This window comes from Pseudomonas sp. W17, assembly GCF_040268305.1.
Lineage (GTDB): Bacteria > Pseudomonadota > Gammaproteobacteria > Pseudomonadales > Pseudomonadaceae > Aquipseudomonas > Aquipseudomonas protegens.
The window spans coordinates 2,714,017-2,735,617 of record NZ_CP158490.1; the positions used below are offsets into that span (position 1 = coordinate 2,714,017).

At 65.0% G+C, this 21,601-nt stretch carries 19 protein-coding genes; 3 read left to right on the forward strand and 16 right to left on the reverse strand.

Going from position 1 to position 21,601, the window contains the following annotated elements; translation table 11 throughout:
- Positions 1 to 150: 150 nt before the first annotated feature.
- The 3 genes from ABCR88_RS12665 to ABCR88_RS12675 are packed head-to-tail and all read right to left on the reverse strand — an operon-like array spanning position 151 to position 2,735.
- Complete coding sequence (locus tag ABCR88_RS12665) at positions 151 to 1,329, reverse strand: acetyl-CoA C-acetyltransferase (protein WP_350023940.1); 1,179 nt, start codon at positions 1,327 to 1,329, stop codon at positions 151 to 153.
- Positions 1,330 to 1,340: 11 nt separating this feature from the next.
- Positions 1,341 to 2,000 (reverse strand): 3-oxoacid CoA-transferase subunit B, encoded by a 660-nt coding sequence (locus tag ABCR88_RS12670; protein ID WP_011060620.1) that lies wholly within the window; start codon positions 1,998 to 2,000, stop codon positions 1,341 to 1,343.
- 36 nt (positions 2,001 to 2,036) lie between these two features.
- Entirely contained in the window at positions 2,037 to 2,735 is a 699-nt protein-coding gene (locus ABCR88_RS12675) for a CoA transferase subunit A (protein ID WP_011060621.1), read from the reverse strand.
- Positions 2,736 to 2,887: 152 nt separating this feature from the next.
- Between ABCR88_RS12675 and ABCR88_RS12680 the strand changes: the two genes are divergently transcribed.
- On the forward strand, positions 2,888 to 3,790 hold the full coding sequence (locus ABCR88_RS12680; RefSeq protein ID WP_015635104.1) for a LysR family transcriptional regulator: 903 nt from the start codon (positions 2,888 to 2,890) through the stop codon (positions 3,788 to 3,790).
- 3 nt (positions 3,791 to 3,793) lie between these two features.
- Here the strand turns inward: ABCR88_RS12680 and ABCR88_RS12685 are convergent, their stop codons facing one another.
- Together ABCR88_RS12685 and ABCR88_RS12690 are read right to left on the reverse strand one after the other, a co-directional pair.
- Complete coding sequence (locus tag ABCR88_RS12685; RefSeq protein WP_152686107.1) at positions 3,794 to 4,636, reverse strand: NAD-dependent protein deacetylase; 843 nt, start codon at positions 4,634 to 4,636, stop codon at positions 3,794 to 3,796.
- 83 nt (positions 4,637 to 4,719) lie between these two features.
- The gene (locus tag ABCR88_RS12690; RefSeq protein ID WP_350404673.1) at positions 4,720 to 5,685 is read right to left on the reverse strand and encodes an AraC family transcriptional regulator; all 966 of its coding nucleotides are present in this window, start codon (positions 5,683 to 5,685) and stop codon (positions 4,720 to 4,722) included.
- 159 nt (positions 5,686 to 5,844) lie between these two features.
- Here ABCR88_RS12690 and ABCR88_RS12695 point away from each other — a divergent pair, with 159 nt between their 5' ends.
- Positions 5,845 to 7,056, forward strand: a complete 1,212-nt coding sequence (locus ABCR88_RS12695) for an MFS transporter (protein WP_350404674.1) — start codon at positions 5,845 to 5,847, stop codon at positions 7,054 to 7,056.
- Here the strand turns inward: ABCR88_RS12695 and ABCR88_RS12700 are convergent.
- The 3 genes from ABCR88_RS12700 to ABCR88_RS12710 all read right to left on the reverse strand — a co-directional run bounded on the left by ABCR88_RS12700 (position 7,046) and on the right by ABCR88_RS12710 (position 12,463).
- Positions 7,046 to 8,677 (reverse strand): methyl-accepting chemotaxis protein, encoded by a 1,632-nt coding sequence (locus tag ABCR88_RS12700; protein ID WP_350023943.1) that lies wholly within the window; start codon positions 8,675 to 8,677, stop codon positions 7,046 to 7,048. The genes ABCR88_RS12695 and ABCR88_RS12700 overlap by 11 nt on opposite strands.
- A 212-nt stretch (positions 8,678 to 8,889) precedes the next feature.
- Positions 8,890 to 11,115, reverse strand: a complete 2,226-nt coding sequence (locus ABCR88_RS12705; RefSeq protein WP_350404675.1) for an LTA synthase family protein — start codon at positions 11,113 to 11,115, stop codon at positions 8,890 to 8,892.
- 277 nt (positions 11,116 to 11,392) lie between these two features.
- Positions 11,393 to 12,463 (reverse strand): AbrB family transcriptional regulator, encoded by a 1,071-nt coding sequence (locus ABCR88_RS12710; protein WP_041117358.1) that lies wholly within the window; start codon positions 12,461 to 12,463, stop codon positions 11,393 to 11,395.
- A gap of 134 nt (positions 12,464 to 12,597) precedes the next feature.
- Here ABCR88_RS12710 and ABCR88_RS12715 point away from each other — a divergent pair, with 134 nt between their 5' ends.
- Positions 12,598 to 13,509, forward strand: a complete 912-nt coding sequence (locus ABCR88_RS12715; RefSeq protein ID WP_011060629.1) for a LysR family transcriptional regulator — start codon at positions 12,598 to 12,600, stop codon at positions 13,507 to 13,509.
- A gap of 24 nt (positions 13,510 to 13,533) precedes the next feature.
- Here ABCR88_RS12715 and ABCR88_RS12720 read toward each other — a convergent pair whose 3' ends face one another.
- From ABCR88_RS12720 to ABCR88_RS12755, 8 genes are all read right to left on the reverse strand, one after another.
- The gene (locus ABCR88_RS12720) at positions 13,534 to 13,974 is read right to left on the reverse strand and encodes a CBS domain-containing protein (protein WP_011060630.1); all 441 of its coding nucleotides are present in this window, start codon (positions 13,972 to 13,974) and stop codon (positions 13,534 to 13,536) included.
- A 169-nt stretch (positions 13,975 to 14,143) separates the two neighbouring features.
- Positions 14,144 to 15,313 carry an N-methyl-L-tryptophan oxidase gene (solA, locus tag ABCR88_RS12725; RefSeq protein ID WP_350023945.1) on the reverse strand — a complete coding sequence of 390 codons (1,170 nt, stop codon included), beginning with the start codon at positions 15,311 to 15,313 and terminating at the stop codon, positions 14,144 to 14,146.
- 24 nt (positions 15,314 to 15,337) lie between these two features.
- Entirely contained in the window at positions 15,338 to 15,862 is a 525-nt protein-coding gene (locus ABCR88_RS12730) for a DUF2867 domain-containing protein (RefSeq protein WP_169893625.1), read from the reverse strand.
- A 348-nt stretch (positions 15,863 to 16,210) separates the two neighbouring features.
- Complete coding sequence (locus tag ABCR88_RS12735; RefSeq protein WP_350023946.1) at positions 16,211 to 17,308, reverse strand: polyamine ABC transporter substrate-binding protein; 1,098 nt, start codon at positions 17,306 to 17,308, stop codon at positions 16,211 to 16,213.
- 139 nt (positions 17,309 to 17,447) lie between these two features.
- On the reverse strand, positions 17,448 to 18,344 hold the full coding sequence (locus tag ABCR88_RS12740; RefSeq protein ID WP_350023947.1) for an ABC transporter permease subunit: 897 nt from the start codon (positions 18,342 to 18,344) through the stop codon (positions 17,448 to 17,450).
- Complete coding sequence (locus ABCR88_RS12745; RefSeq protein ID WP_162865010.1) at positions 18,341 to 19,222, reverse strand: ABC transporter permease subunit; 882 nt, start codon at positions 19,220 to 19,222, stop codon at positions 18,341 to 18,343. Before ABCR88_RS12745 ends, ABCR88_RS12740 begins: the two co-directional genes overlap by 4 nt.
- A 44-nt stretch (positions 19,223 to 19,266) precedes the next feature.
- On the reverse strand, positions 19,267 to 20,409 hold the full coding sequence (gene potA / locus ABCR88_RS12750) for a polyamine ABC transporter ATP-binding protein (RefSeq protein ID WP_123473159.1): 1,143 nt from the start codon (positions 20,407 to 20,409) through the stop codon (positions 19,267 to 19,269).
- A 232-nt stretch (positions 20,410 to 20,641) separates the two neighbouring features.
- Positions 20,642 to 21,397 carry a gamma-glutamyl-gamma-aminobutyrate hydrolase family protein gene (locus tag ABCR88_RS12755; protein ID WP_236186936.1) on the reverse strand — a complete coding sequence of 252 codons (756 nt, stop codon included), beginning with the start codon at positions 21,395 to 21,397 and terminating at the stop codon, positions 20,642 to 20,644.
- Positions 21,398 to 21,601: the final 204 nt, after the last annotated feature.

Below are 21,601 nucleotides of genomic sequence, written 5' to 3' on the forward strand. Positions count from 1 at the left end.
GCGCACGTCTTGCCCGTAGGAGCCAGCTTGCTGGCGAAGGCGATCCTGCGCACGCCTTGCCTGTAGGAGCCAGCTTGCTGGCGAAGGCGCTCTCACGGGCGCCTTCGCTGGCAAGCCAGCTCCTACAAGGAGGGCGGTTTTGCGCGGAGGTTAGCGCTCGATCGCCAGGGCCACGCCCTGGCCGCCGCCGATGCACAGGGTCGCCAGGCCCTTTTTGGCATCACGCTTGATCATTTCATGCAGCAGGGTCACCAGCACCCGGCAGCCCGATGCACCAATCGGGTGGCCGATGGCGATCGCACCGCCGTTGACGTTGACCTTGCTGGCGTCCCATTCCAGCTCCTTGGTCACCGACAGCGACTGCGCGGCGAAGGCTTCGTTGGCTTCGATCAGGTCCAGTTGGTCCAGGGTCCAGCCGGCCTTGTCCAGGCAGCGGCGGGTGGCCGAGACCGGGCCGATACCCATGATCGCCGGGTCGACGCCGGCGTTGGCGTAGGCGGCAATTTTTGCCAGCACCGGCAGGCCCAGGGCCCGGGCCTTGCTGGCGCTCATCAGCATCACCGCGGCAGCGCCGTCGTTCAGCGCCGAGGCGTTGCCGGCGGTGACGCTGCCGTCTTTCTTGAACGCCGGCTTGAGCTTGGCCAGGGCTTCGGCGGTGGTGCCGGGGCGTGGCTGCTCGTCGGTGGCGAAGGTCAGCGGCTCGCCCTTGCGCTGGGGAATCTGGATCGGGGTGATCTCGTCGACAAAGCGCCCGGCCTCGATGGCTGCTGCGGCTTTGTGCTGGGAGGCGGCGGCGAAGGCGTCCTGGGCTTCACGGCTGATGCCGTATTTCTCCACCAGGTTCTCGGCGGTGATGCCCATGTGGTAGTCGTTGAAAGCGTCCCACAGGCCGTCGCTGATCATGGAGTCGACCATCTGGCTGTGGCCCATGCGCAGGCCGGTGCGGGCGCCGGGCAGCACGTAGTTGGACAGGCTCATGTTTTCCTGGCCGCCGGCGATGATCACCTCGGCATCGCCGCAGCGGATGGCCTGGGCGCCCAGGTGCAGGGCCTTGAGGCCCGAGCCGCAGACCTTGTTCAGGGTCATGGCGGGTACGGCATGGGGCAGGCCGGCCTTGATCGCGGCCTGGCGGGCGGGGTTCTGCCCGGCGCCGGCGGTGAGTACCTGGCCCATGATCACTTCGTCGACCTGGGCCGGGTCGATGCCGGTCTGGGCCAGCAATTGGCGGATGACCGCGGCGCCCAGGTCAACGGCGGGAATGCCCGCCAGGGAGCCCTGGAAACTGCCCACGGCGGTGCGGGTGGCGGCAACGATTACGACGTCTTGCATGATGGGGCTCCTCAGGCGAACTGCATTTCAGGCACGTGGTCCGGCACGATCAGCTTGCCGGCGGTCTTGCTGACGATTTCCTCGACGCTGACCCCGGGGGCGCGCTCCTTGAGGATGAAGGCGCCGTTCTCGATCTCCAGGTAGGCCAGATCGGTGAGCACGCGCTTGATGCACTGGGCGCCGGTCAGCGGCAGGCTGCAGCGGCTGAGCAGTTTGGATTCGCCGTCTTTGGAGGCGTGGGTCATGGTGACGATGATGTTCTCGGCACCGGCCACCAGGTCCATGGCGCCGCCCATGCCCTTGACCAGCTTGCCGGGGATCATCCAGGAGGCGATGTTGCCTTGCACGTCCACTTCGAAGGCGCCGAGCACGGTGAGGTCGATATGGCCGCCGCGGATCATCGCGAAGGATTCGGCGGACGAGAAGATCGAGGCACCGATGCGCGCGGTCACCGTCTGTTTGCCGGCGTTGATCATGTCGGCGTCGACTTCGTCCTCGGTGGGGAAGGCGCCCATGCCCAGGAGGCCGTTTTCCGACTGCAGCATGACTTCCATGCCGTCGGGGATGTAGTTGGCCACCAGGGTCGGGATGCCGATGCCGAGGTTGACGTAGAAGCCGTCCTGCAGTTCGCGGGCGACGCGCTGAGCCATTTGTTCGCGGGTAAGAGCCATGTTTGTTGTCCTTTTAGTCGGGCTGGGGAAGGGCGATCACTTGCGCACGGTGCGCTGTTCGATGCGCTTCTCGAAGGTGCCGCAGATGACCCGGTCGACGTAGATGCCGGGGGTGTGGATCTGCGTTGGGTCCAGCTCGCCCGGTTCGACGATTTCTTCCACTTCGACCACGGTGATCTTGCCGGCGGTGGCCGCCAGGGGATTGAAGTTCTGCGCGGTGTGGCGGTAGACCACGTTGCCGAAGTGGTCGGCCTTCCAGCCCTTGACGATGGCGAAGTCACCGGTGATGGACTCTTCCATCAGGTAGGTGCGGCCCTTGAATTCGCGGGTCTCCTTGCCGTCGGCGACCGGGGTGCCGACGCCGGTGGCGGTGAAGAAGGCCGGGATCCCGGCGCCGCCGGCGCGCATTTTTTCCGCCAGGGTGCCCTGGGGGGTCAGTACCACTTCGATCTCGCCGCTGAGCAACTGCTTCTCGAACAGAGCGTTTTCACCCACGTAGGAAGCGATCACCTTGCTGATCTGACGGTCTTCCAGGAGCACGCCCAGGCCGAAACCGTCGACCCCGCAGTTGTTGGACACCACGGTCAGGTCGCGGGTACCGCGGCGCTTGATCTCGGCGATCAGGTTTTCGGGGATACCGCACAGGCCGAAGCCGCCGGCGATCACGGTCATGCCGTCTTGCAGACCTTCCAGGGCTTCCTCGTAGGACGCCACGCGCTTGTCGAAACCTGCCATTTGCACCTTCCTCTTTCTTGTTCGTTGGCGGCTGGCCAGCCGTTTGCGGGCCAGTGTTGCGCTGCGGGATTGATTTGTTAAGTTGATTTTTAAGGTTGATTGATTGAAAAAGCAGCATAATCCAGGGAGGCTTACACCCAAGAGAATGGCAGATGACGGTTAAACAGATACGGGCATTTCTGGCCGTGGCCCACAGTTTGAGCTTTGCCCTGGCCTGCGAACGGCTGCACCTGTCGCAGTCGGCCCTGAGCCTGACGATCAAGGCGCTGGAGGAAGGCCTGGGGGGGCGCCTGTTCACGCGCAATACGCGCAATGTGGCCCTGACCCCGGAAGGCGAGGCCCTGCTGCCCCTGGCGCGGCGTCTGATCGCCGACTGGGACAACGCCGAGGACGAACTGCGCCAGCGTTTCACCCTGCAGCGAGGCCGGGTGACCCTGGCGGCGATGCCGTCCTTTGCCGGCAACCTGCTGCCGCCGATCCTCAAGCACTTTCGGGCCCGCTATCCCCAGGTCAACGTCACGGTCAACGACGTGGTCAATGAGCAGGTGCTGGAGATGGTCCGTGATCGCGAGGTGGAGCTGGGGGTGGCGTTCGAGCCCCAGGACAGCACCTCGCTGGTGTTCACCCCGCTGTACATCGACCGCTTTGTCGCCGTGGTGCCCCGGGATTCGCCCCTGGCCCGGCGCAGCGAGATCGACTGGCAGGCGCTGTTGCAGGAGCCCTTCATCACCTTGCAGCGGCCGTCCACGGTGCGGGTGATGCTTGAAGATCACCTGCGGGCACGGGGCGTGCAACTGCCGGTGGAGTTTGAAAGCCACCAGTTGGCGACCGTGGGGCGCATGGTCGCCAGCGGCCTGGGGGTGAGTGCGGTGCCGGCGCTGTGCGCCCAGCAGATGCGCGAGCTGGGCGGGCACTGCCTGACCCTGCACGATCCGGTGGTGGAGCGGGCCATTGGTGTACTGACCAAGCCGGGGGACGAGCTGTCCACCGCGGCCCAGGCGCTGTTCGACATCCTGCGCGAGGAAAACCTCGGCCAGCGCCTGGCGCTACTCTGAGGCTCAACGCAGCAGGCGTTCGGCCAACTGGGGCAGCAACAGGTCACAGGGCTCGCTGAGCTTGAGGTCCAGCAGCTCGTCGGCGCGGGTCCTGCCGAAGTTGATGGCCAGCAGCGGCTTGCCTTGCTCGGCCACGGCGCGGCACAGGCGGAACGCCGAATAGGCCATCAGCGACGAACCCACCACCAGCAGGCCTGCGGCTTCGTGCACGGCGCTCAAGGCCCGGGCCGCGGTGGCCGCGGCCACGTTCTCGCCGAAGAACACCACATCGGGTTTCAATCGCGAGCCATTGCAGTAGGGGCAATGGGGCACCTGGAAGCGTTCCTCGAAGGCCGGGTCCAGCAGGGTGTCGCCGTCCGGCGCCTGCACCGCGTCAACGCCGGCCAGGTAAGGATTGTGCGCCTCCAGTTGCTGCTGGATGGCCTCCCGCTGGCTGCGCTGGCCGCAGTCCAGGCACAAGACCCGCTGCAGGCTGCCGTGGAGCTCGATGACCTCCAAGCTGCCGGCCTCGTCGTGCAGGGCATCGACATTCTGAGTGATCACCCCGGCGATCCGGCCTGCGGCCTGCAATTGCGTCAACGCCTGGTGCGCGGCATTCGGCCGGGCCTGGCGAATGCGCGGCCAGCCGAGCATGGCCCGGGCCCAGTAGCGGCGACGGGCTTCGGGCTGGGCGAGGAATTCCTGGTACATCATCGGCTGGCGGCCACGGCGCATGCCCTCGCTGTCGCGGTAGTCGGGGATCCCCGACGGGGTGCTGATACCAGCGCCGGTGAGGACCATGAACGGCTTGCCGTGCATGGCGGCGGCGAGTTGTTCGAGCAGCGGGGCAGTGGGGCGATCGATCATGGGCTGCGCTCGTTTCCAGTGGCCAGGGACGCTTACCAGAAATAGACGCAAAGCCCTCGCGGCGCCAGTGTTTTACCCAAGATTCAGCGCCGGGGGCTGAACACCGACTTGGGTGATTTGCCAAAGAACCGGGTAAAGGCCGCGCTGAAGTTGCCGGGAAAGCGGTAGCCCACCTGATACGCCGCCTGGGCCACCTGACACCCGCCTTCCAGCAGGCGGTGGGCATGGCCCATGCGGATTTCCAGGAGCATGCGCTGCGGCGTGGTGTGGTAGTGCTCGCGCAGGCCCTGCTTGAGCTTGAACTCGTTGAGACCCACAGCGGCGCACAGGTAGGCCACGGTCAAGGGCTGGTGCATCTGTTCGAACATCAGGTCGCGCACCCGCTGCAGCCGTTCAAGATCGGCGGCCTTCAGGCGCCGGCCCGGGACGGCAGGGGCGGGTGCCAGGGCCTGCAATTGCAAGGACAGCAGGCTCAGGGCGTGGATATGCAGCTCCAGCGTCGGTGGCTGTTGCAGGCGCCAGGCTTGGGCCAGTGCACTGAGATGGCCGGCACTGGCCCGGGAAGTGGGCCCGCAGGCCAGCAGTTGCAAGGCGTCCTGGCCCAGCAACTGGCGAGCTCGGGCGGCGCCCAGGTACTGCTGGAGCAGGGCTTCGCCCACCAGCAGGCGCAGTTGCTCTACCGTTTCATTGGCGCCGTAACGGCGTTCGCCTCGGCTGGCCTGGAAGGCGGTGACGGTGGTGTGTCCGGCGCGAAACGCCAGGCTCGAACCCTGGGTATCCAGGTAGCCCGAGGTGCCTTGCAGGGCACAGGTGATCACCAGCAAACGGCCTGCGTGGCAACTGCTGGCCTCCTCGATCAAGGGGCGATTGGGGTGATAGCGCGAGTGCACCAGGGTCAGGCCCTGAGCCAAGGGCAGGCTCTCGAAATGGCAATCGCCCAGGGCCTGGGGCAACTGCTGGCGTGACCCGCCGCCCGGGGCCTGGCTGTGCTCGCGTGGTGCGTGGCACGGCAAGCGATAGGACTGGGAAGAACCGGGTGCAACGGCCATGTTCGCGCTCCTGCAATGGATGTTCTGCGTTTGCCATGGGAATGGATCCGTTTCCCATATGAACACGCATGATAAGCATTCTCGCTAAAAAGTAAGCTGTTTCCCAAGCAGGGGCGAGCCTCGCAATCTTGCGGCGCCCCACCTGTAAAGGAGCAAGCAATGAACCCGCAGAACTTGAAATCCGCCGGTCCCCGGGGGCTCTGGCTGCGCACGGTGCTGGTGTGTGCCATGGGCCTGCCGATGCTGATCTTCTACGCCATCGGCACCCTCGGGCCCTTGCTGATCGCTGATCTTGGGGTGGCGCCCCACTGGCTGGGCTGGCTGGTGATGAGCGCTTTTGGCCTGGCGGCATTGCTGTCTTTGTGGGCGGGGCCGCTGGTGAACCGGCTCGGCACTCGACGGGCCCTGGCCTTGCTGTTCTGGGCGACCCTGGCGGGGTATGGCCTGCTGGTCAGCCTGCCGGGATTTGCCGGGGTGCTGCTGGCCCTGGCGATCTGCGGAGTGGCCCAGGCCTTGGCCAACCCGGTGACCAATCTGCTGGTGTCCGAGTGTGTCGAGGCTCGTAGCAAGGCCGCGGTGGTGGGGCTGAAACAGTCTGGGGTGCAGCTGTCCGCGCTGATCGCCGGCCTGTTGCTGCCGCCTCTGGCCGGGTCTCTGGGTTGGCGCGCGGCTCTGGCCAGCCTGCTCCTGCCGACCTTGCTGCTGGCCCTGTGGGGGCCAAAGGTGGCGCCGGGCAGCGCAGCGGGCAAGACCATGAGCCTGAAGATTCCCCGGCCGAATTCACGGCTGGCGCTGCTGCTGAGCGTGCAGTTGTGTGTCGGCCTGGTGCTTTCGTCCTTCGTGACCTTTCTTGGGGTATTCGCGGCTCGCCAAGGGGTGGCGGTCGGCGAGACCGGAGCCATGGTCGCTGGGTTCGGGGTCATGGGCATCCTGGCCCGGACCTTGTTGACGCCACTGGCGGCACGTATGACCGAGGATTCCTGGTTGCTGCTGACGTTATTGCTCCTGGCCAGCCTGGCCCTGGCGGTGACTGCCCAGGCCACGCCCCAGGCGCACTGGCCCTTGTGGTTCGGCGCCCTGGGCATGGGCTTGACCGCCGTGGCCACCAATGCCATCGCTATGAGCATGCTGCTGCGCGATCCGGCCTTTGGCAGCCCAGCCTCGGCCTCGGGCCTACTTTCGGCGGGCTTCTTCGCCGGGTTCGCCCTCGGGCCGGTACTGTTCGGTACCGTGCAACAGGGCGCGGCGGGTTTTGCCAGCGCCTGGCTGATGCTGATTGCGGTCCTGCTGCTGGGGGCGGGGCTGAGCCTGATGCTGGTGCGTGCCCGAGCCCGAGCCCGAGCCCTTCAGCCGGCCAGCCCTACAGCCTGAACACGTTCACCTGCTGTTCCAGGTTCTGCGCCAGTTGCTGCAGGGAACGAGCGGTCTCGGTGGTTTCCTCCACGGCCTGGCTGTTCTGCTGGGACATCTGGGCAATGCGCTCGACGTTGCGCGCCACATCCTGGCTGGCGGCGGTCTGTTCCCGCAGGGCCAGGGAGATCTGGTCCACCACCCGCACCACATTGCCGGAGGAGGTGCGGATATTGACGATGGCCTCGCCGGCCTGCTGGGCCTGTTCGACGCCGCTTTTCACCTGATTGACTCCGACGTCCATGCTGCTCACCGCTTCCCGGGTGCCCAGCTGGATCTTGTCGACCATCTCGGTGATCTCCTGGGTCGAATTGGCCGTGCGCTGGGCCAGCAGGCGCACTTCATCGGCGACCACGGCAAAGCCACGGCCTTGCTCGCCGGCCCGGGCGGCCTCGATGGCCGCATTGAGGGCCAGCAGGTTGGTCTGCTCGGCAATGCCCTTGATCACACTGACAATGCTGGAGATCTGTTCGGCATGCTGGCCCAGTTCACCGATCTGGGTGGCCGAAGCCTGCACGGTCTCGGCGATCAGGCGCATGCTGCCCAGGGTGTCCTGGATCACGCTGCCGCCTTCCTCGGACTGGCGCCCGGATTCGCTGGACAGGGCATGAGCGTCCCCGGCGTTGTCCGCCACATGGTTGATGCTCACCGTCAGTTCTTCCACCGTGGCGGCCATGGATGAGGCCGAGTGGGACTGTTCCTGGGCCGATGCCGAGAGCTGCAGCGAGGCACTGGAAATGCTCTGGGAGGCGCTCACCAGTTGCTCGGCTCCCAGCTTGATCTGGCTGATCATCGACCGCAGGCGCTCCTGCATGGCGGCGAAAGCCTGCTGCAGCTCGCTGACTTCATCGCGCCCCTGGGTGCTGATGCGGTTGTCCAGGTGGCCGGCGGCGATGGCCTCGGCCACTTCCACGGACTGGCGGATGCGTCCCACCAGGTTGCTCGACAGCGACCAGGCAACGAGCATGGCCAGCAGTGCCGCCAGCATGCCGCCGCCGAGCAGGATCGCCAGGGCCGAAGCCTTGGCGTTGTCCATGGCCTGGCTGCGGGCGTCCTGCAGGCTTTTTTCCGCTTCGCGCAACTCGCTGTTGAGCTGGCGCATGGCGTCCATCTTGGCCTTGTCGCGGCCGGCGCTGATCTGCTCGGCCATGGCGGTGGCCGGCTGAGTCCCGGCATTGATCGCCCGGCGCAGGGCCAGGTTGCCCTGGATGTCCTCGCGCAGCCACTGGTCGTGCAGGGCCTTGAGTCGCTCCAGGCGCGCCTGCTGCTCGGGGTTGTCGGCGGTGCTGCTCTTGATCCGGGCGTAGTAGTCGGTAAAGGCTTTTTCGCCTTGTTCCAGAGGTTCGAGGAAGCTGTCGCGACCGGTCAGGGCATAACCGCGCATGCCGGTCTCGATATTGATCAGGCTGCGCAAGAGGGCGTCGGACTGGTTCAGCACTTCATGGCTGTGGATGGTGCTTTTGACGCTGCTGCTGACTTGATCGAAGCCGCGCAGGGCCGCCAGCACCAGCAGCAGGAGGATCAGCAGGACGACGCCGAAACCGGCATAGAGCTTTTGCGAAATGCTCAGATTGGAAAACATAGGAAGGACCGCTCCTAAACCGTTGACTGAATGCTTCACAGGGGCGTGCCTTGATGAGGCAGCGTGATAGCTCAATGATGTTTAAATGACATCAACGGTCCGACTTTTCCTGTACAAAAAAAGTTTCATGTACAGGAAAATATTTTTGCGGGGCATGCAGAAGGGCGCGCCGAGCATCGCCCCAAGGGGGGCGGCTCGGCGTGCGGCAGGGGTCAGCTGGAGTGGGCGTTGCTGTCTTCTTCGGGGTCGACGCTTTCGGTCTGCCCCGGCAACTCGGTGATCACGCTGAAGTCGCTGACTTCCACCGCCCCCAGGCCATAGCCCAGCAGGTGGAAGGAGAAGGCCTTGCGGGTTTCCGGGTTGTCGAAGCTGAAGTCCATCTGCAACGGCTGGTCGGGTGTGACCAGCATTTCTTCCGGCAGGCCCAGGGGCACGTCCTGTTCCAGCTCCTTGCCCTTGAGCAGGATGTAGGCGTTTTGCTGCGGGTCGGCGGAGCGCACGGTGAAGCGCACCCGGGTCTGGGAGCCCTTGGGCATTTCCAGGTACTGGGCGCCGATCAGGTTGTCGGCCCAGTCGTCCTTGATCTGTGCCTGCAGCGGGATGATCGCCGGGCTGCCGAACTGGTAGTGCTGGTTCAGCGGCGACTGCAGCAGGCTGCGGTCCAGGTTCGCCGCACGCGCGCTGATCTGCCGGGCCCGCAGGCCGCCGTACTGGCCTTGCAGGCTGGCGCTGTCGGCGATGAAACCGGGGCTGGCGTAGTAGCGGCAGCGCTGTTGGAAGTCGCACTCGGTGAAGGTGCCCTGGCCATCGTGGTAGCGCAGCTTGCCGTTGGTGTAGGACATGATTTCCCGGCCTTGGGCATAGTCGCGCAACAGCGAGCGGCCGCTGAGGCTGGCGGGCACCGGCAGGCCGAAGTAGTCCAGCACCGAGGCGCTGAGGTCGACGTGGCCGTAGGTGCCGGACTTGAGATGGGGCAGCAGGTCCTGGTCCGGGGCGAGCATCAGGTTGAAGCCCCAGGACGAAGCCAGGCGCACGCCGTCGATGCCGTGGGACTCATCGGAGGTAATGATCACCAGGGTGTCCTTGAGCACGCCCTTGCGCTCCAGGCCCGTGAGGAACTGGTCGATGGCGTCGTCCAGGTAGCCCACGGCGGCCTGCTTCGGCGTCTCATAGCGCTCCAGGTAGTCCTCGGGCGCCGAGTAGGGCTGGTGGGTGCCGACGGTCAGCAGGGTGAGCATCCACGGCTTCTTGTTCTTCTTCAGCTGGTCGACATAGCCCAGGGCGCCTTCGAAGAAGGCCTTGTCGTCCTTGCCCCAGGGGAACTCCAGGTAGTTGTCGTTCTTGAACCACTCCAGGCCGTGGGTCGAATCGAAGCCGATGTGCGGCATGATCTTGTCCTTGGCCATGAAGCGCAGGCCGGCGCCCTGCAGGTAGTGGGTGTTGAAGCCGAACTTGTGCATCTGCGCCGGCAGGCAGGCCTGGTTGCGCTGGCTCTGGGTGAGCATCTCGACGCCCTTGGGGGTGCCGTTGTCGAGCTTGTCGTAGTCGCCGCAGAGCATGGCGTACAGGCCGCGGATGGTCTGGTGGCTGTGCAGCACGTAGTCCGGGGTGTTCATGCCACGCTCGGCCCAGGCGCTGAGCTTGGGCATCAGGTCTTCCTGGTAGCGGCTGTTCAGGGCTTCGCGGTTGGTGCGGATATAGGCACCGGGAATGCCTTCGAGGGTGATCAGCAGCACGTTGCGCGCGCGGCCAGCGCTGGGCAACAGCGGCTGGCCTTCCAGGTCCAGGCGGGTGAGCCCGGCCATGGGCGGTGGGACATCGGCGACGTCGCCTTGCAGCCAGGCCTCCACCTGCATCTGCGCCTGGCCGGTGGCGGTGGCCAGGGCCTGGTGGGGCAGATTGAACAGTTGCCACTGGTCGGCTTCGCTGGGCTTGAGGTACTGGATGCCGCCGTGGGCCACCAGCAACAGCACCGGCAGGCTCCAGCTATGGCGTGGCAGGGCCGGGGGGCGCACCCCGCGGTGGGCGCGCTGGACCACCAGCCACAGCACCAGCCCCAGCAACAGCGCCAGGCCCAGGTCCGGGTGGGTCAGGCCGCCGCCGGTGGAGTTGCCGACAAACTGCGGGTCCACCAAGTAGTGCAGGTCGGCGAGGTTGGGCATGCGCCCCACGGCGCTTACCAGCTCGGCGCTGACCAGGGTCAGCAGGGCCCAGACCAGCAGCACCGGCAGCGCCAGCCACCAGGGCCGGCGGTACAGGAGTACGGTCAGCAGGCTGGCGCTGGCCAGGTCCGACAGATAGCCCAGCGGGTTGGACCAGCCCAGGGCCAGGCGCGCGCCCATGGGCAGCAGCAACAGCAGGCCGAACAGGGCGCACAGGGGTGCAAGAGGGTGTTGTAGGCAACGACGGATCAACTTCACAAATAACCTGCCTGTCATCAAATCTTCACGCAAATGTGCGCGATCTTAACAAGAGCTGACGGCAAGACGTTTCTTAATCGTCAAGGAAAGACCTGGGGGCGGGCTTTGCGAATCGCCCTCACGAGACTGTGGAAACCGTGCAAAGCCCCAGCTTATAAGGCTGGCGGCGAGCAGGGGCAGGTTTCAAACCGCTTGGATTTACTATTTCAGGTTGTTAAAAAATGCGCCTTGGGTGCTGATGCCGATCAATCAAGGGCAAGCGCTGTAGGTGGGGCAGGGGAGCTTGCTCCGGCACCTATCGCGACCACTTGATGATCAGCCGGGCGAAAAACGCGCCGCTGACAATCACCGCGAACAGGCGCAGGGTCTGCATCGCCAGCACCAGGCCGACATCCGAATGGGTGTCCACCGCGATGATCGCCATGGCGTCCAGGCCGCCGGGGCTGGTGGCCAGGTAGACCGAGAGAAAGTCCTTGCCCATCCACAGGGCCAGCCCCCAGGCAGAGAGGGCACAGAGGGCGATCAGCAGCAGGGCGCCGCCGATCATCGCCGGCAGGTGGCCGAACACATAGCTCAGGGTCGGGCGGTCGAAGCGCAGGCCGATATAGCCGCCGATGGCGCCGTAGGCGCAGGCCAGCAGCCAGGACGGCAGGCTGATCTGCAACAGCCCGCTGACTTGCAGCGCGCCGCCCAGCAGCAGCGGCACCAGCAGGGCCCCGGCAGGCACCCGTGAACCCAGGAGCACACCGCAGACGATCGCCACGATGCTCAGGCCAACATTCGGCAGGCTCATGCCGTGCAGGGCCATCTGGCTGGCGTGGGCCTCGCTGCCGCTGGCCGGAGCGCCGATCCAGTGGCTGACGAGGGCCCCGACCATCACCACGCACACCACCCGCACGTACTGCATGGTGGCCACCACCCGTGAGTCGGCGCCGAACTCGTCGGCCATCGACACCATGGCCGAGGCCGCACCGGGCGCCGTGCCCCAGGCCGCGGTGCTGGCGGCAATCCCACCGAAGCGCACCAGCACCAGGCCCACCAGGGCGCTGAGGCTGACGGTGAGCAGGGTGGCCACCAGCATCACGTGCCAGGACTGGAGCATGGCCGTGAGCACGGCGAGGGTCATGGAGTGGGCGGCGAGCATGCCCACCGAGCCCTGGCCCAGGCGAAACGCCAGGCGCGGCACGCGGATGCTGGCACCGCACACGCCAAACAGGATCGCCGTGAGCATCGGCCCGAGAAACTGCCCGGCGGGAATCTCCAGGTACTTGAGCAACTGGCCGCTGATGCCGGCCAGCAACAGCCAGGCCGGCCATTGCAGCGCCTGGGGCCAGGTATTCAGGGATAGACGAAGCGATGGCGACAAGGGACGACTCTCCAAGACGCTGGCCACTCCTGTTGCGGGAGCGGTAAAACCTGCGCCGGAGCAAATTATTGATAGCGCGATTGATCAAGTCCAGTTTCTAATTGTGATCAACTAATAACTATTGTTGATCGATCATGGACCTGCGCGACCTGACCTATTTCGACACCATCGCCGAGCTCGGCCACCTGGGCCGGGCGGCGCAGAAGCTCAACCGCAGCCAGCCGGCGCTGACCAAGAGCATCCAGCGCCTGGAGGAATCCTTCGGCACCAAGCTGTTCGAGCGTGAAGGCCGCGGTATCAAGCTCACCGCCGTGGGTGAGTTGCTGCAGCGGCGCAGCCGGCAACTGCAGCAGAACATCGCCGAGACCCATCGCGAGGTGCGGGACTTCGCCAGCGGCGTGCTCGGCAACATCCGCCTGGGCTGTGCCGCCAGCATGGCCGAACACCTGCTGCCGCAGATGACCGCCACCTTGCTGGAGCGGGCTCCGGACATCACCTTGAACCTGGTGATCGGCCAGGACGACCTGTTGCGCGAGTCCCTGCGCTCCGGGCGCCTGGACATGGTCATCTGCCCGATGTTCGAAGGCGACCCGCACCTGAGCCACCACACCCTGTTCGAAGACCGGGCGGTGGTGGTGGCCAGCCGCGACCACCCGATATTCGCCACGCCCATGCGCCTGCGCGACTTGTGCGCCTACCGCTGGGTGCTACCGGGCACCCGGGTGTCGGCGCGACGCTGGATCGACAACGTGTTCCAGAGCCATGAATTGCCGCTGCCCTCGGTGCAGATAGAGACCAACACCATCTCCCTGTTGCCGCGGCTGATCGCCAAGACCGGGCTGCTGAGTTTTCTAGCCCGGGAAACCCTGGACGACTTCAAGGGCATCGCCCACCTGCGGGAAGTGCCCCTGGCGCAAACCTGCATGCGCCGCAGCATCGTGGTGCTGGTACGCGCCGAAGGCTACCTGTCGCCCGCAGCCCAGGCCCTGCTGGATCTGCTCAAGAGCGATGGGCGGCAATTCTTCACGGCGGGTGACGCCCTGTGAGCCAGGGCGGCGCAGGGCCTGGGGTCATTCGCCGCGGATGTACTGCTCCAGCTGGCGGATCAGGTCGGCCTGTTCGGCGATTGCTTCCTTGACCAGGTCGCCGATGGACAGCAGGCCCAGCAACTGGCCGTTTTCCACCACCGGCAGGTGGCGCAGGTGGCTGTCGGTCATGATGTTCATGCAGGTGTCCACGCTCTGGTGCGAGTCCACGGTGATTACCGGCGAGCTCATGATCGCGCTGACCGGGGTGCCCACCGAGGAGCGCCCGTGGAGCACCAGCTTGCGCGCGTAGTCGCGCTCGCTGATGACCCCGACCACCACGCCATTCTCCAGCACCGGCAAGGCGCCGACGTTTTTCTCGGCCATCACCATCAGCGCCTCCAGGACCATCTGGTGCGGGGCGATGGTGTGCACTTGCTGGTTGTGCTTGGCCTTGAGTTTCAGCAGTTCTGCGACGCTCTTCATGGGGCGCTCCGGTTGTTCTACGTGGGGCGGCGATGCGCCGCCCTGAGGGGTTTCTAAAGAATCGTAGAGACTCGGCCAACCAGCAAGGCTGAAAACGGCAGATAAACGGCGAAAAACGTCACCCCGAGGATTTTTTTTCACCACGGCCCCGATAAAGGGGCCGTTGCCTTCAGTTGAAGCGGTGCAGAGAAAAACTGCTCAGGTCGATTTCGCTGCAACCGTCCACGTGCTGCTGGGCCAGGGCTTCGCCAATCGCCGCCGAATGCTTGAAGCCATGGCCGGAACAGGCGCTGACCACGGTGACATTGGCCAGGCGCGGGTGGCGGTCGATGATGAACCCCGAATCCGGGGTCACGGTGTAGGCACAGACGCTGGCCTTCACCAACTCGGGGGCCAGCCCGGCGATATGGGGGGCGATCAGTTTGTGGAACAGGCGCTGGGCGTCGGCGCTGCTGGGCTGGCGGTCGAGGCTGTCCGGCTGGCTGCTGGCGCTGTACTGCTCGGTGGCGATCTTCACGCTGCCTTCGCCGGGAATCGGCGGGAAGCCGTAGCAGGCGTCCACGTCATCGGCGCTGTGGAGAATGAAGCTCGGGGAGCGGGCCGGGTAGCGCTCGGGCTCATCCAGGCGGAACCAGTACAGCTGCTGGCGGCACACCTGCAACAGCGAATCGAAGGGCGCCCCCAGCAACTGCGCCGACCACATGCCGGCGCTGACGATGACCTGTCGGGCAAACAGCCGCGAGCCGTCGCTGATGATGTGCACCCCGTCATCCTGGGCGTCCAGCTCCAGCACTGTCTGGCCGGTGATCAGGGTTGCCCCCAGTTGCCGGGCCCGGGTCAGTTGCGCATCGATGCAGCGTTCCGGGCGGACAAAGCCGCCGCCGGGTTCGAAGTAGCCCCGGGCGCTGTCATCCAGCGGGGCGAACTGCGGGAAGCGCCGGCGGATCTCGGCGGCGTCCAGCTCCTGGTGCTCGATGCCATAGCGCCGGGCCAGCTCGATGCTGTTGTCGGTGAAGTCCCGGGCCTCTGCCGGGCGCTGTGGGTCGGTGCTGGCGGTCATCACCAGCACCCCGCATTGCTCGAACAACTGCACATCCAGCTCCGCCTCCAGTTCGCGCCAGATCTGCTGCGAGCGGATCGCCAGGGGTACGTAGGCCGCGCCTTCGCCCACCGCCTGGCGGGTGATGCGGGTGTCGCCGTGGCTGGAACCCAGGTCGTGGGGCGGGGCGAAGCGGTCGATGCCCGCCACCTTCACCCCGCGCTTGGCCAGTTGATAGAGAGTGGCGGCGCCCATGGCGCCCAGGCCTACGACTACAATATCGAAATCCGGTGTGTGCACGGCAAGATCCTTGGGATGGAAGGCTCAGCAGTTATTGATAGTGGCCAGGGTCATGGGCGCGATGATCCGGTGGAACGGCGCCACCGGCAGCATGTACAGGCGCCCCAGGCGGTTGTGCGGGTGGACCACGGTGGACAGCACCACCGGGCGCCGGCCCTCGGCGTCCAGCGGCTGGCGGTTGAGCGACAGGTGCACGTCCAAGTGCTTGTCGCGGTCCACCACCAGCACCTCGTCGGGGCTCTGGGAAATCAGGGTGAAGATACCCACCCGGTCGCCGGGCTGGTAATCCTCGTCGGGGCGCGACAGGTCGATGCGGGTCAGGCGCCCCAGGTCCTTGAGGCCGAACAGCTGCACCACGCGGTTGCGCAGGCCCATCAGGCGGTCGATCCAGGCCGGGGTCTGGCTCATCAGGCACAGCAGATGACGCATGGCGCTGCGCTCGGGGTCCTCGGCCAGGGTGCGGCGGCAGTCGATGAAGGTGGCACCGGGGGCCAGGGCCGCGATGCTGGAGTCATGGGGCAACGGGCAAGGGTGTACGGCAGACTTCATCGGTGCAGCTCCCTGAAAGTTGGCGGCCTTGGCTTCATGCCGATCAGTCACGCCAGAAGTCGCAAAAAATACCACTTCCTGAGGCGAGGAACAGCCTGTGGCAGCGACAGGGGCCGCGGGCCCCTCTGCTGTCTTCAGGATCGCTGCGTTTGCTGCATCGGTATGCCGCCCAAACCATTCGCGCCTGCGCCAGCGGCTGCAGGGAACGCAAAAAAGGCGCCCGAAGGCGCCAAGGATTCACCTCAACCGAGGGAGCCGGGTGAAGCCGTTCGCAGGAGTGTCGCGGTGGTAAGGCGCGACGTGAACGGAAAAAGGCGAGCGGTGCCCGCCAGCGGCGGGCAGCTTGAGTCATTTGCCCAGCTTGATCCTTGTCCAGCCGCGGTTCATCACGCGCTGGATGGCGATCGGCTGGTCCGGTACTGCGTAGAGGGTGGCCAGTACGGCCTGGGGCGGGTAGGACGCCGGGTCGTTGCGGATCGCTTCGTCCACCAGCGGCGTGGCCGCCGCGTTGGCGTTGCTGTAGCCCAGGCTGTTGGTGACCTCGGCGATGATGTCCGCGCGCATCAGGAAATTCATGAACAGGTAGGCGTTGTCGACGTTGGTGGCGTCCTTGGGGATGGCCATCATGTCGTAGAAGCTGCCGGCGCCTTCCTTGGGAATGCTGAACGCGACCTTCTCCTTGTTGCCGGCCTCTTCGGCGCGGGAACGGGCCTGCAGCACGTCGCCGGAGTAACCCACGGCCACGCAGATGTTGCCGTTGGCCAGGTCCGAGATGTACTTGGAGGAGTGGAAGTAGGTCACTGAAGGACGGATCTTCATGAACAGGGCTTCGGCTTCGAGGATCTGTGCCTTGTCCTTGCTGGTTACCGGGTAGCCCAGATAGTGCAGGGCGGCGGGGAGCATCTCGGTGGGCGAGTCGAGGAAGCTGATGCCGCAGGCCTTGAGCTTCTCGCCGTTCTCCGGCTTGAACAGCAGGTCCCAGGAGTTGGTCGGGGCATCGCTGCCCAGGGCCGCCTTGACCTTGTCCGGGTTGTAGCCGATGCCGATCGAACCCCACATGTAGGGGAAGGCATGGGCGTTGTCCGGGTCGCTGGCGGAGGCGTTTTTCAGCAGCACCGGGTTGAGGTTCTTCCAGTTGGGCAAGCGGGACTTGTCCAGTTCCTGGTAGACCCCGGCCTTGATCTGCTTGGCCAGGAAGCTGTTGGACGGCACCACGATGTCGTAGCCGGACTTGCCGGTGAGCAGGCGCGCTTCCAGGGTTTCGTTGCTGTCGAAGACGTCGTAGGTGACGTGGATGCCGGTCTCGGCCTCGAACTTCTTCAGGGTGTCCGGGGCGATGTAGTCCGACCAGTTGTAGACGCGCAGCACTTTGTCGTTGGCTTGAGCGCCGGTAACCATTGCGCCCATCAAGGACAGTGAGAGCAGAGTCCTGCCAAGCATTTTCATCACTACAACTCCATTTCTTATTGTGCAGATTGCTGCGTGTGTAACTCGGGGGTTCGGGGTGAGCCTTTTTCGCCAGCAAGCTGGCTCCTACAGGTGTGGGTTATCCGTAGGAGCCAGCTTGCTGGCGAAGAGACGATGGCTAGGCCGTCACCGGTGCTCGTACCACAGGTTTTTTTGCCGCCGGTGGCTGCCAGGATTCGTTGGCGGTGTATTCCATGGCCTCCTGGATCGCCCGCTTGCGGGCGGCTTCGGCGCGACGGCCGAAGTACCAGACCAGGAAGGTCACCAGGGACACCGCCAGCAGGATCAGGCTGGCCACGGCGTTGATCTCCGGTTTGACCCCCAGGCGCACCGCCGAGAACACTTCCATCGGCAAGGTGGTGGAGCCCGGGCCGGAAACGAAGCTGGCCAGCACCAGGTCATCCAGGGACAGGGCAAAGGACATCATGCCGCCGGCCGCCAGTGACGGCGCGATCATCGGGATGGTGATCAGGAAGAACACCTTGAACGGTCGCGCTCCCAGGTCCATGGCCGCTTCTTCGATGGACAGGTCCAGCTCCCGCAGGCGCGCGGAGACTACCACGGCTACATAGGCTGCGCAGAATGTGGTGTGGGCGATCCAGATGGTGACGATGCCGCGCTCCATGGGCCAGCCGATCAATTGCGCCATGGCCACGAACAGCAGCAGCAAGGACAGGCCGGTGATCACTTCCGGCATCACCAGCGGCGCGGTGACCAGGCCGCCGAACAGGGTGCGGCCCTTGAAACGGGTGACCCGGGTCAGCACGAAGGCCGCCAGGGTGCCCAGGGCCACCGCGGCAATGGCGGTGTAGCAGGCGATCTCCAGGGAGCGCATTACCGAGCCCATCAGTTGCTGGTTGTCCAGCAGGCCGACGTACCACTTGATCGACCAGCCGCCCCACACCGTCACCAGCTTGGAGGCGTTGAACGAGTAGATCACCAGGATCAGCATCGGCAGGTAGATGAACAGCAGGCCCAGCACCAGCATCAGTTTGGAAAATTCGAAGCGTTTCATGCCCGTGCCTCCATCTCTTTGGCCTGGCTGCGGTTGAACAGCAAGATCGGGATAATCAGGATCGCCAGCATCACCACCGCCAGGGCGGAGGCCACCGGCCAGTCACGGTTGTTGAAGAATTCCTGCCACAGCACGCGGCCGATCATCAGGGTTTCCGGGCCGCCCAGCAGTTCCGGAATCACGAACTCACCCACCACCGGGATGAACACCAGCATGCAGCCGGCAATGATGCCGTTCTTGGCCAGGGGCACGGTGATTTTCCAGAAGTTGTTGAAGTTGCTCGAACCCAGGTCCGACGCGGCTTCCAGCAGGCTCTGGTCATGCTTGACCAGGTTGGCGTACAGCGGCAGCACCATGAACGGCAGGTAGGCGTAGACCACGCCTATATAGACGGCGGTGTTGGTGTTGAGGATTTCCAGGGGCTGGCTGATCAGCCCGGTCCACATCAGGAAGCTGTTGAGCAGGCCGTTGTTGCTGAGGATGCCCATCCAGGCGTAGACGCGGATCAGGATCGCGGTCCAGGTCGGCATCATGATCAGCAGCAGCAAGACGTTCTGCGCCTCCTTGCTGGCCTTGGAGATGGCATAGGCCATGGGGAAACCCACCACCAGGCACATCAGGGTGCTCAGCAGGGCTACCTTCAGCGAACCCAGGTAGGCCGAGAAATACAGCTCGTCGCCGGCCAGCATGGCGTAGTTGCCGAGGTTCAGCAGCAGCTGGAATTTCTGTTCGGCGTAGCTGTAGATCTCCGAGTAGGGCGGAATCGCCAGGGCCGCTTCCGAGAAGCTGATCTTCATCACCAGGAAGAACGGCAGCATGAAGAACAGGAACAGCCAGAGGAAAGGAATGCCGATCACCAGCTTGCGACCGCTGGGCAGCATACGGAACAGCTTCTGATTGAAAGTGCTCATGGTCGATGTACTCATGCTCGCAGTACCACGCCGCTGTCGTCTTCCCACCAGACGTAGACTTCGTCATCCCAGGTCGGCCGCGAGCCACGGCGCTCGGCGTTGGCCATGAACGACTGGACGATCTTGCCGCCAGGCAGCTCGACGTAGAACACCGAGTGACCGCCCAGGTAGGCGATGTCATGCACCTTGCCCTTGGACCAGTTGTAGCGGGCGTCGGGCTTGAGGGTGGTGACCAGCATCTTTTCCGGGCGGATGGCGTAGGTCACCGACTTGTCCTGCACCGAGGTGCTGACCCCGTGGCCGACGTAGATCTGCTGCGCAAGGTCCGCGCAGTCGATGATGGCGTAGCCTTCCAGGTCTTCGGTAACGGTGCCGTCGAAGGCGTTGACGTTGCCGATGAATTCGCACACCAGGCGGCTCACCGGCGCTTCGTAGATGTCCACCGGGCTGCCGGTCTGGGCGATCCAGCCCAGGTGCATGATGGCGATGCGCTGGGCCATGGTCATGGCCTCTTCCTGGTCGTGGGTCACCATCACGCAGGTCACGCCCACGCGCTCGATGATCTCCACCAGTTCCAGTTGCATCTGCGAGCGCAGCTTCTTGTCCAGGGCGCCCATGGGTTCGTCCAGCAAGAGCAGCTTGGGGCGCTTGGCCAGGGAGCGGGCCAGGGCCACGCGCTGGCGCTGGCCACCGGAGAGCTGGTGCGGCTTGCGCTTGGCGTACTGGGTCATGTGCACCAGCTTGAGCATTTCCTCGACCCGGGCGTCGATCTCGCTGGCCGGCAGGCGGTCCTGCTTGAGGCCGAAGGCGATGTTCTGGGCCACGGTCATGTGGGGGAACAGGGCGTAGGACTGGAACATCATGTTGATCGGCCGCTCGTAGGGCGGCATGTCGGTGATGTCCACGCCATCCAGCAGGATGCGGCCTTCGGTGGGGCGTTCGAAGCCGGCGAGCATGCGCAGCAGGGTGGATTTGCCGGAGCCGGAACCGCCCAGCAGGGCAAAGATCTCGCCTTGGTGGATCTCCAGGGACACATCGTCCACGGCCACGGTTTCATCGAACTTCTTGGTCACGCGGTCGATCTTGACCAGGACCTTCTGCGGGCTCGGAGTGCCTTCGAGGGCCTTGCGGTAAGTGCTGGAGGCGTTTGCCATGTGAAACTCCCAACAGGTGTCAGCAGCCCGATCAATTCGGCCGGGCCTAAAGGTTGATTGCCAGCCCGCAGTGAGTGCGGGCTGATTCGGCGCTGCCTCCCTGGCGGCCTGACGCTATTTGTTGTTGTGGTCTTGCCGTGTGTTGCTCACGCTGGACGACGGGCGCGCACAGGCGCGCTCGCCGCGGGGCAGGGCGTGATGAATCGTCTGGGTTGTGGCCGCGGCCGGTGGTTCAGCGCCGTTGTGCGGCCCGTTGCCGGCAGGCGTCGCCAAAGGCCTGGAAGATCCGCAGGTAGGCCGGGTTCGACAGCACCTGCCATTCCGGGTGCCACTGCACGCCGAAGGCGAAGGCCTTGCTGTGTTCCACCGACACCGCCTCGATCAGGCCGTCCGGGGCCACGGCCTCGACCCGCAGGCCGGGGGCCAGGCGGTCGACGCCCTGGCTGTGGATCGAGTTGACCTGGATTTCGCCGGTAAGGCCCATGGCCTCGAACACACCGCCGGGCTGGATCGCCACCGGGTGCGCCGGGGCGTACTGCACTTCGATGCGCGGATCGTCGGCTTCGCGGTGGTCCATGTAGCCCGGCAGTTCATGCACCTTCTGGTGCAGGCTGCCGCCGAAGGCCACGTTCATTTCCTGGAAACCGCGGCAGATGCCGAGCACCGGCACGCCGGCGGCAATCGCCGCACGCAGTAGGGGCAGGGTGGTGGCATCACGCTGCGGGTCGTGGGCGGTGCCCGGCTCGCTGGGAGTGCCTTGGTAATGGAAGGGTTCGACATTGGATGGCGAGCCGGTAAACAGCAGCCCATCCACTTGCCGCAGCAGATCGTCGATGTCGATCAGATCCGCCAGGGAAGGAATGATCAGGGGCAGGCCCTCGGCCGCGACGCTGACAGCACGCAAGTACTTGTCGCCGCTGACGTGGTAGGGGTGCAGGCCGATCTCTTTGACGCACGCAGTAACGCCGATCAATGGCTTGAATGCCATTTTTATCACCTCGAAATTCACGCTGGAACGAGTTTTTCCAGAGCTTATCCTCGTTGATTTTAATTAACAACTTTCATGTAAAAAATTCTAAACATTATCTGCTTGAAACCCGCAGGCGGCGCGGATTGCGCGGCGTACCGGCCTTTAGTGAGGCAAAATAATTGACGAATGGTGGCTGTTGTTCGCTATTGACTCCGGTTTTTC

What these genes read in the sequence shown, in the direction of transcription:
- ABCR88_RS12665 (WP_350023940.1), bottom strand. Translation starts at nt 1,329, where the DNA reads ATGCAAGACGTCGTAATCGTTGCCGCCACCCGCACCGCCGTGGGCAGT.
- ABCR88_RS12670 (WP_011060620.1), bottom strand. Translation starts at nt 2,000, where the DNA reads ATGGCTCTTACCCGCGAACAAATGGCTCAGCGCGTCGCCCGCGAACTG.
- ABCR88_RS12675 (WP_011060621.1), bottom strand. Translation starts at nt 2,735, where the DNA reads ATGGCAGGTTTCGACAAGCGCGTGGCGTCCTACGAGGAAGCCCTGGAA.
- ABCR88_RS12680 (WP_015635104.1), top strand. Translation starts at nt 2,888, where the DNA reads ATGACGGTTAAACAGATACGGGCATTTCTGGCCGTGGCCCACAGTTTG.
- ABCR88_RS12685 (WP_152686107.1), bottom strand. Translation starts at nt 4,636, where the DNA reads ATGATCGATCGCCCCACTGCCCCGCTGCTCGAACAACTCGCCGCCGCC.
- ABCR88_RS12690 (WP_350404673.1), bottom strand. Translation starts at nt 5,685, where the DNA reads ATGGCCGTTGCACCCGGTTCTTCCCAGTCCTATCGCTTGCCGTGCCAC.
- ABCR88_RS12695 (WP_350404674.1), top strand. Translation starts at nt 5,845, where the DNA reads ATGAACCCGCAGAACTTGAAATCCGCCGGTCCCCGGGGGCTCTGGCTG.
- ABCR88_RS12700 (WP_350023943.1), bottom strand. Translation starts at nt 8,677, where the DNA reads ATGTTTTCCAATCTGAGCATTTCGCAAAAGCTCTATGCCGGTTTCGGC.
- ABCR88_RS12705 (WP_350404675.1), bottom strand. Translation starts at nt 11,115, where the DNA reads ATGACAGGCAGGTTATTTGTGAAGTTGATCCGTCGTTGCCTACAACAC.
- ABCR88_RS12715 (WP_011060629.1), top strand. Translation starts at nt 12,598, where the DNA reads ATGGACCTGCGCGACCTGACCTATTTCGACACCATCGCCGAGCTCGGC.
- ABCR88_RS12720 (WP_011060630.1), bottom strand. Translation starts at nt 13,974, where the DNA reads ATGAAGAGCGTCGCAGAACTGCTGAAACTCAAGGCCAAGCACAACCAG.
- ABCR88_RS12730 (WP_169893625.1), bottom strand. Translation starts at nt 15,862, where the DNA reads ATGAAGTCTGCCGTACACCCTTGCCCGTTGCCCCATGACTCCAGCATC.
- ABCR88_RS12735 (WP_350023946.1), bottom strand. Translation starts at nt 17,308, where the DNA reads ATGAAAATGCTTGGCAGGACTCTGCTCTCACTGTCCTTGATGGGCGCA.
- ABCR88_RS12740 (WP_350023947.1), bottom strand. Translation starts at nt 18,344, where the DNA reads ATGAAACGCTTCGAATTTTCCAAACTGATGCTGGTGCTGGGCCTGCTG.
- potA (WP_123473159.1), bottom strand. Translation starts at nt 20,409, where the DNA reads ATGGCAAACGCCTCCAGCACTTACCGCAAGGCCCTCGAAGGCACTCCG.
- ABCR88_RS12755 (WP_236186936.1), bottom strand. Translation starts at nt 21,397, where the DNA reads ATGGCATTCAAGCCATTGATCGGCGTTACTGCGTGCGTCAAAGAGATC.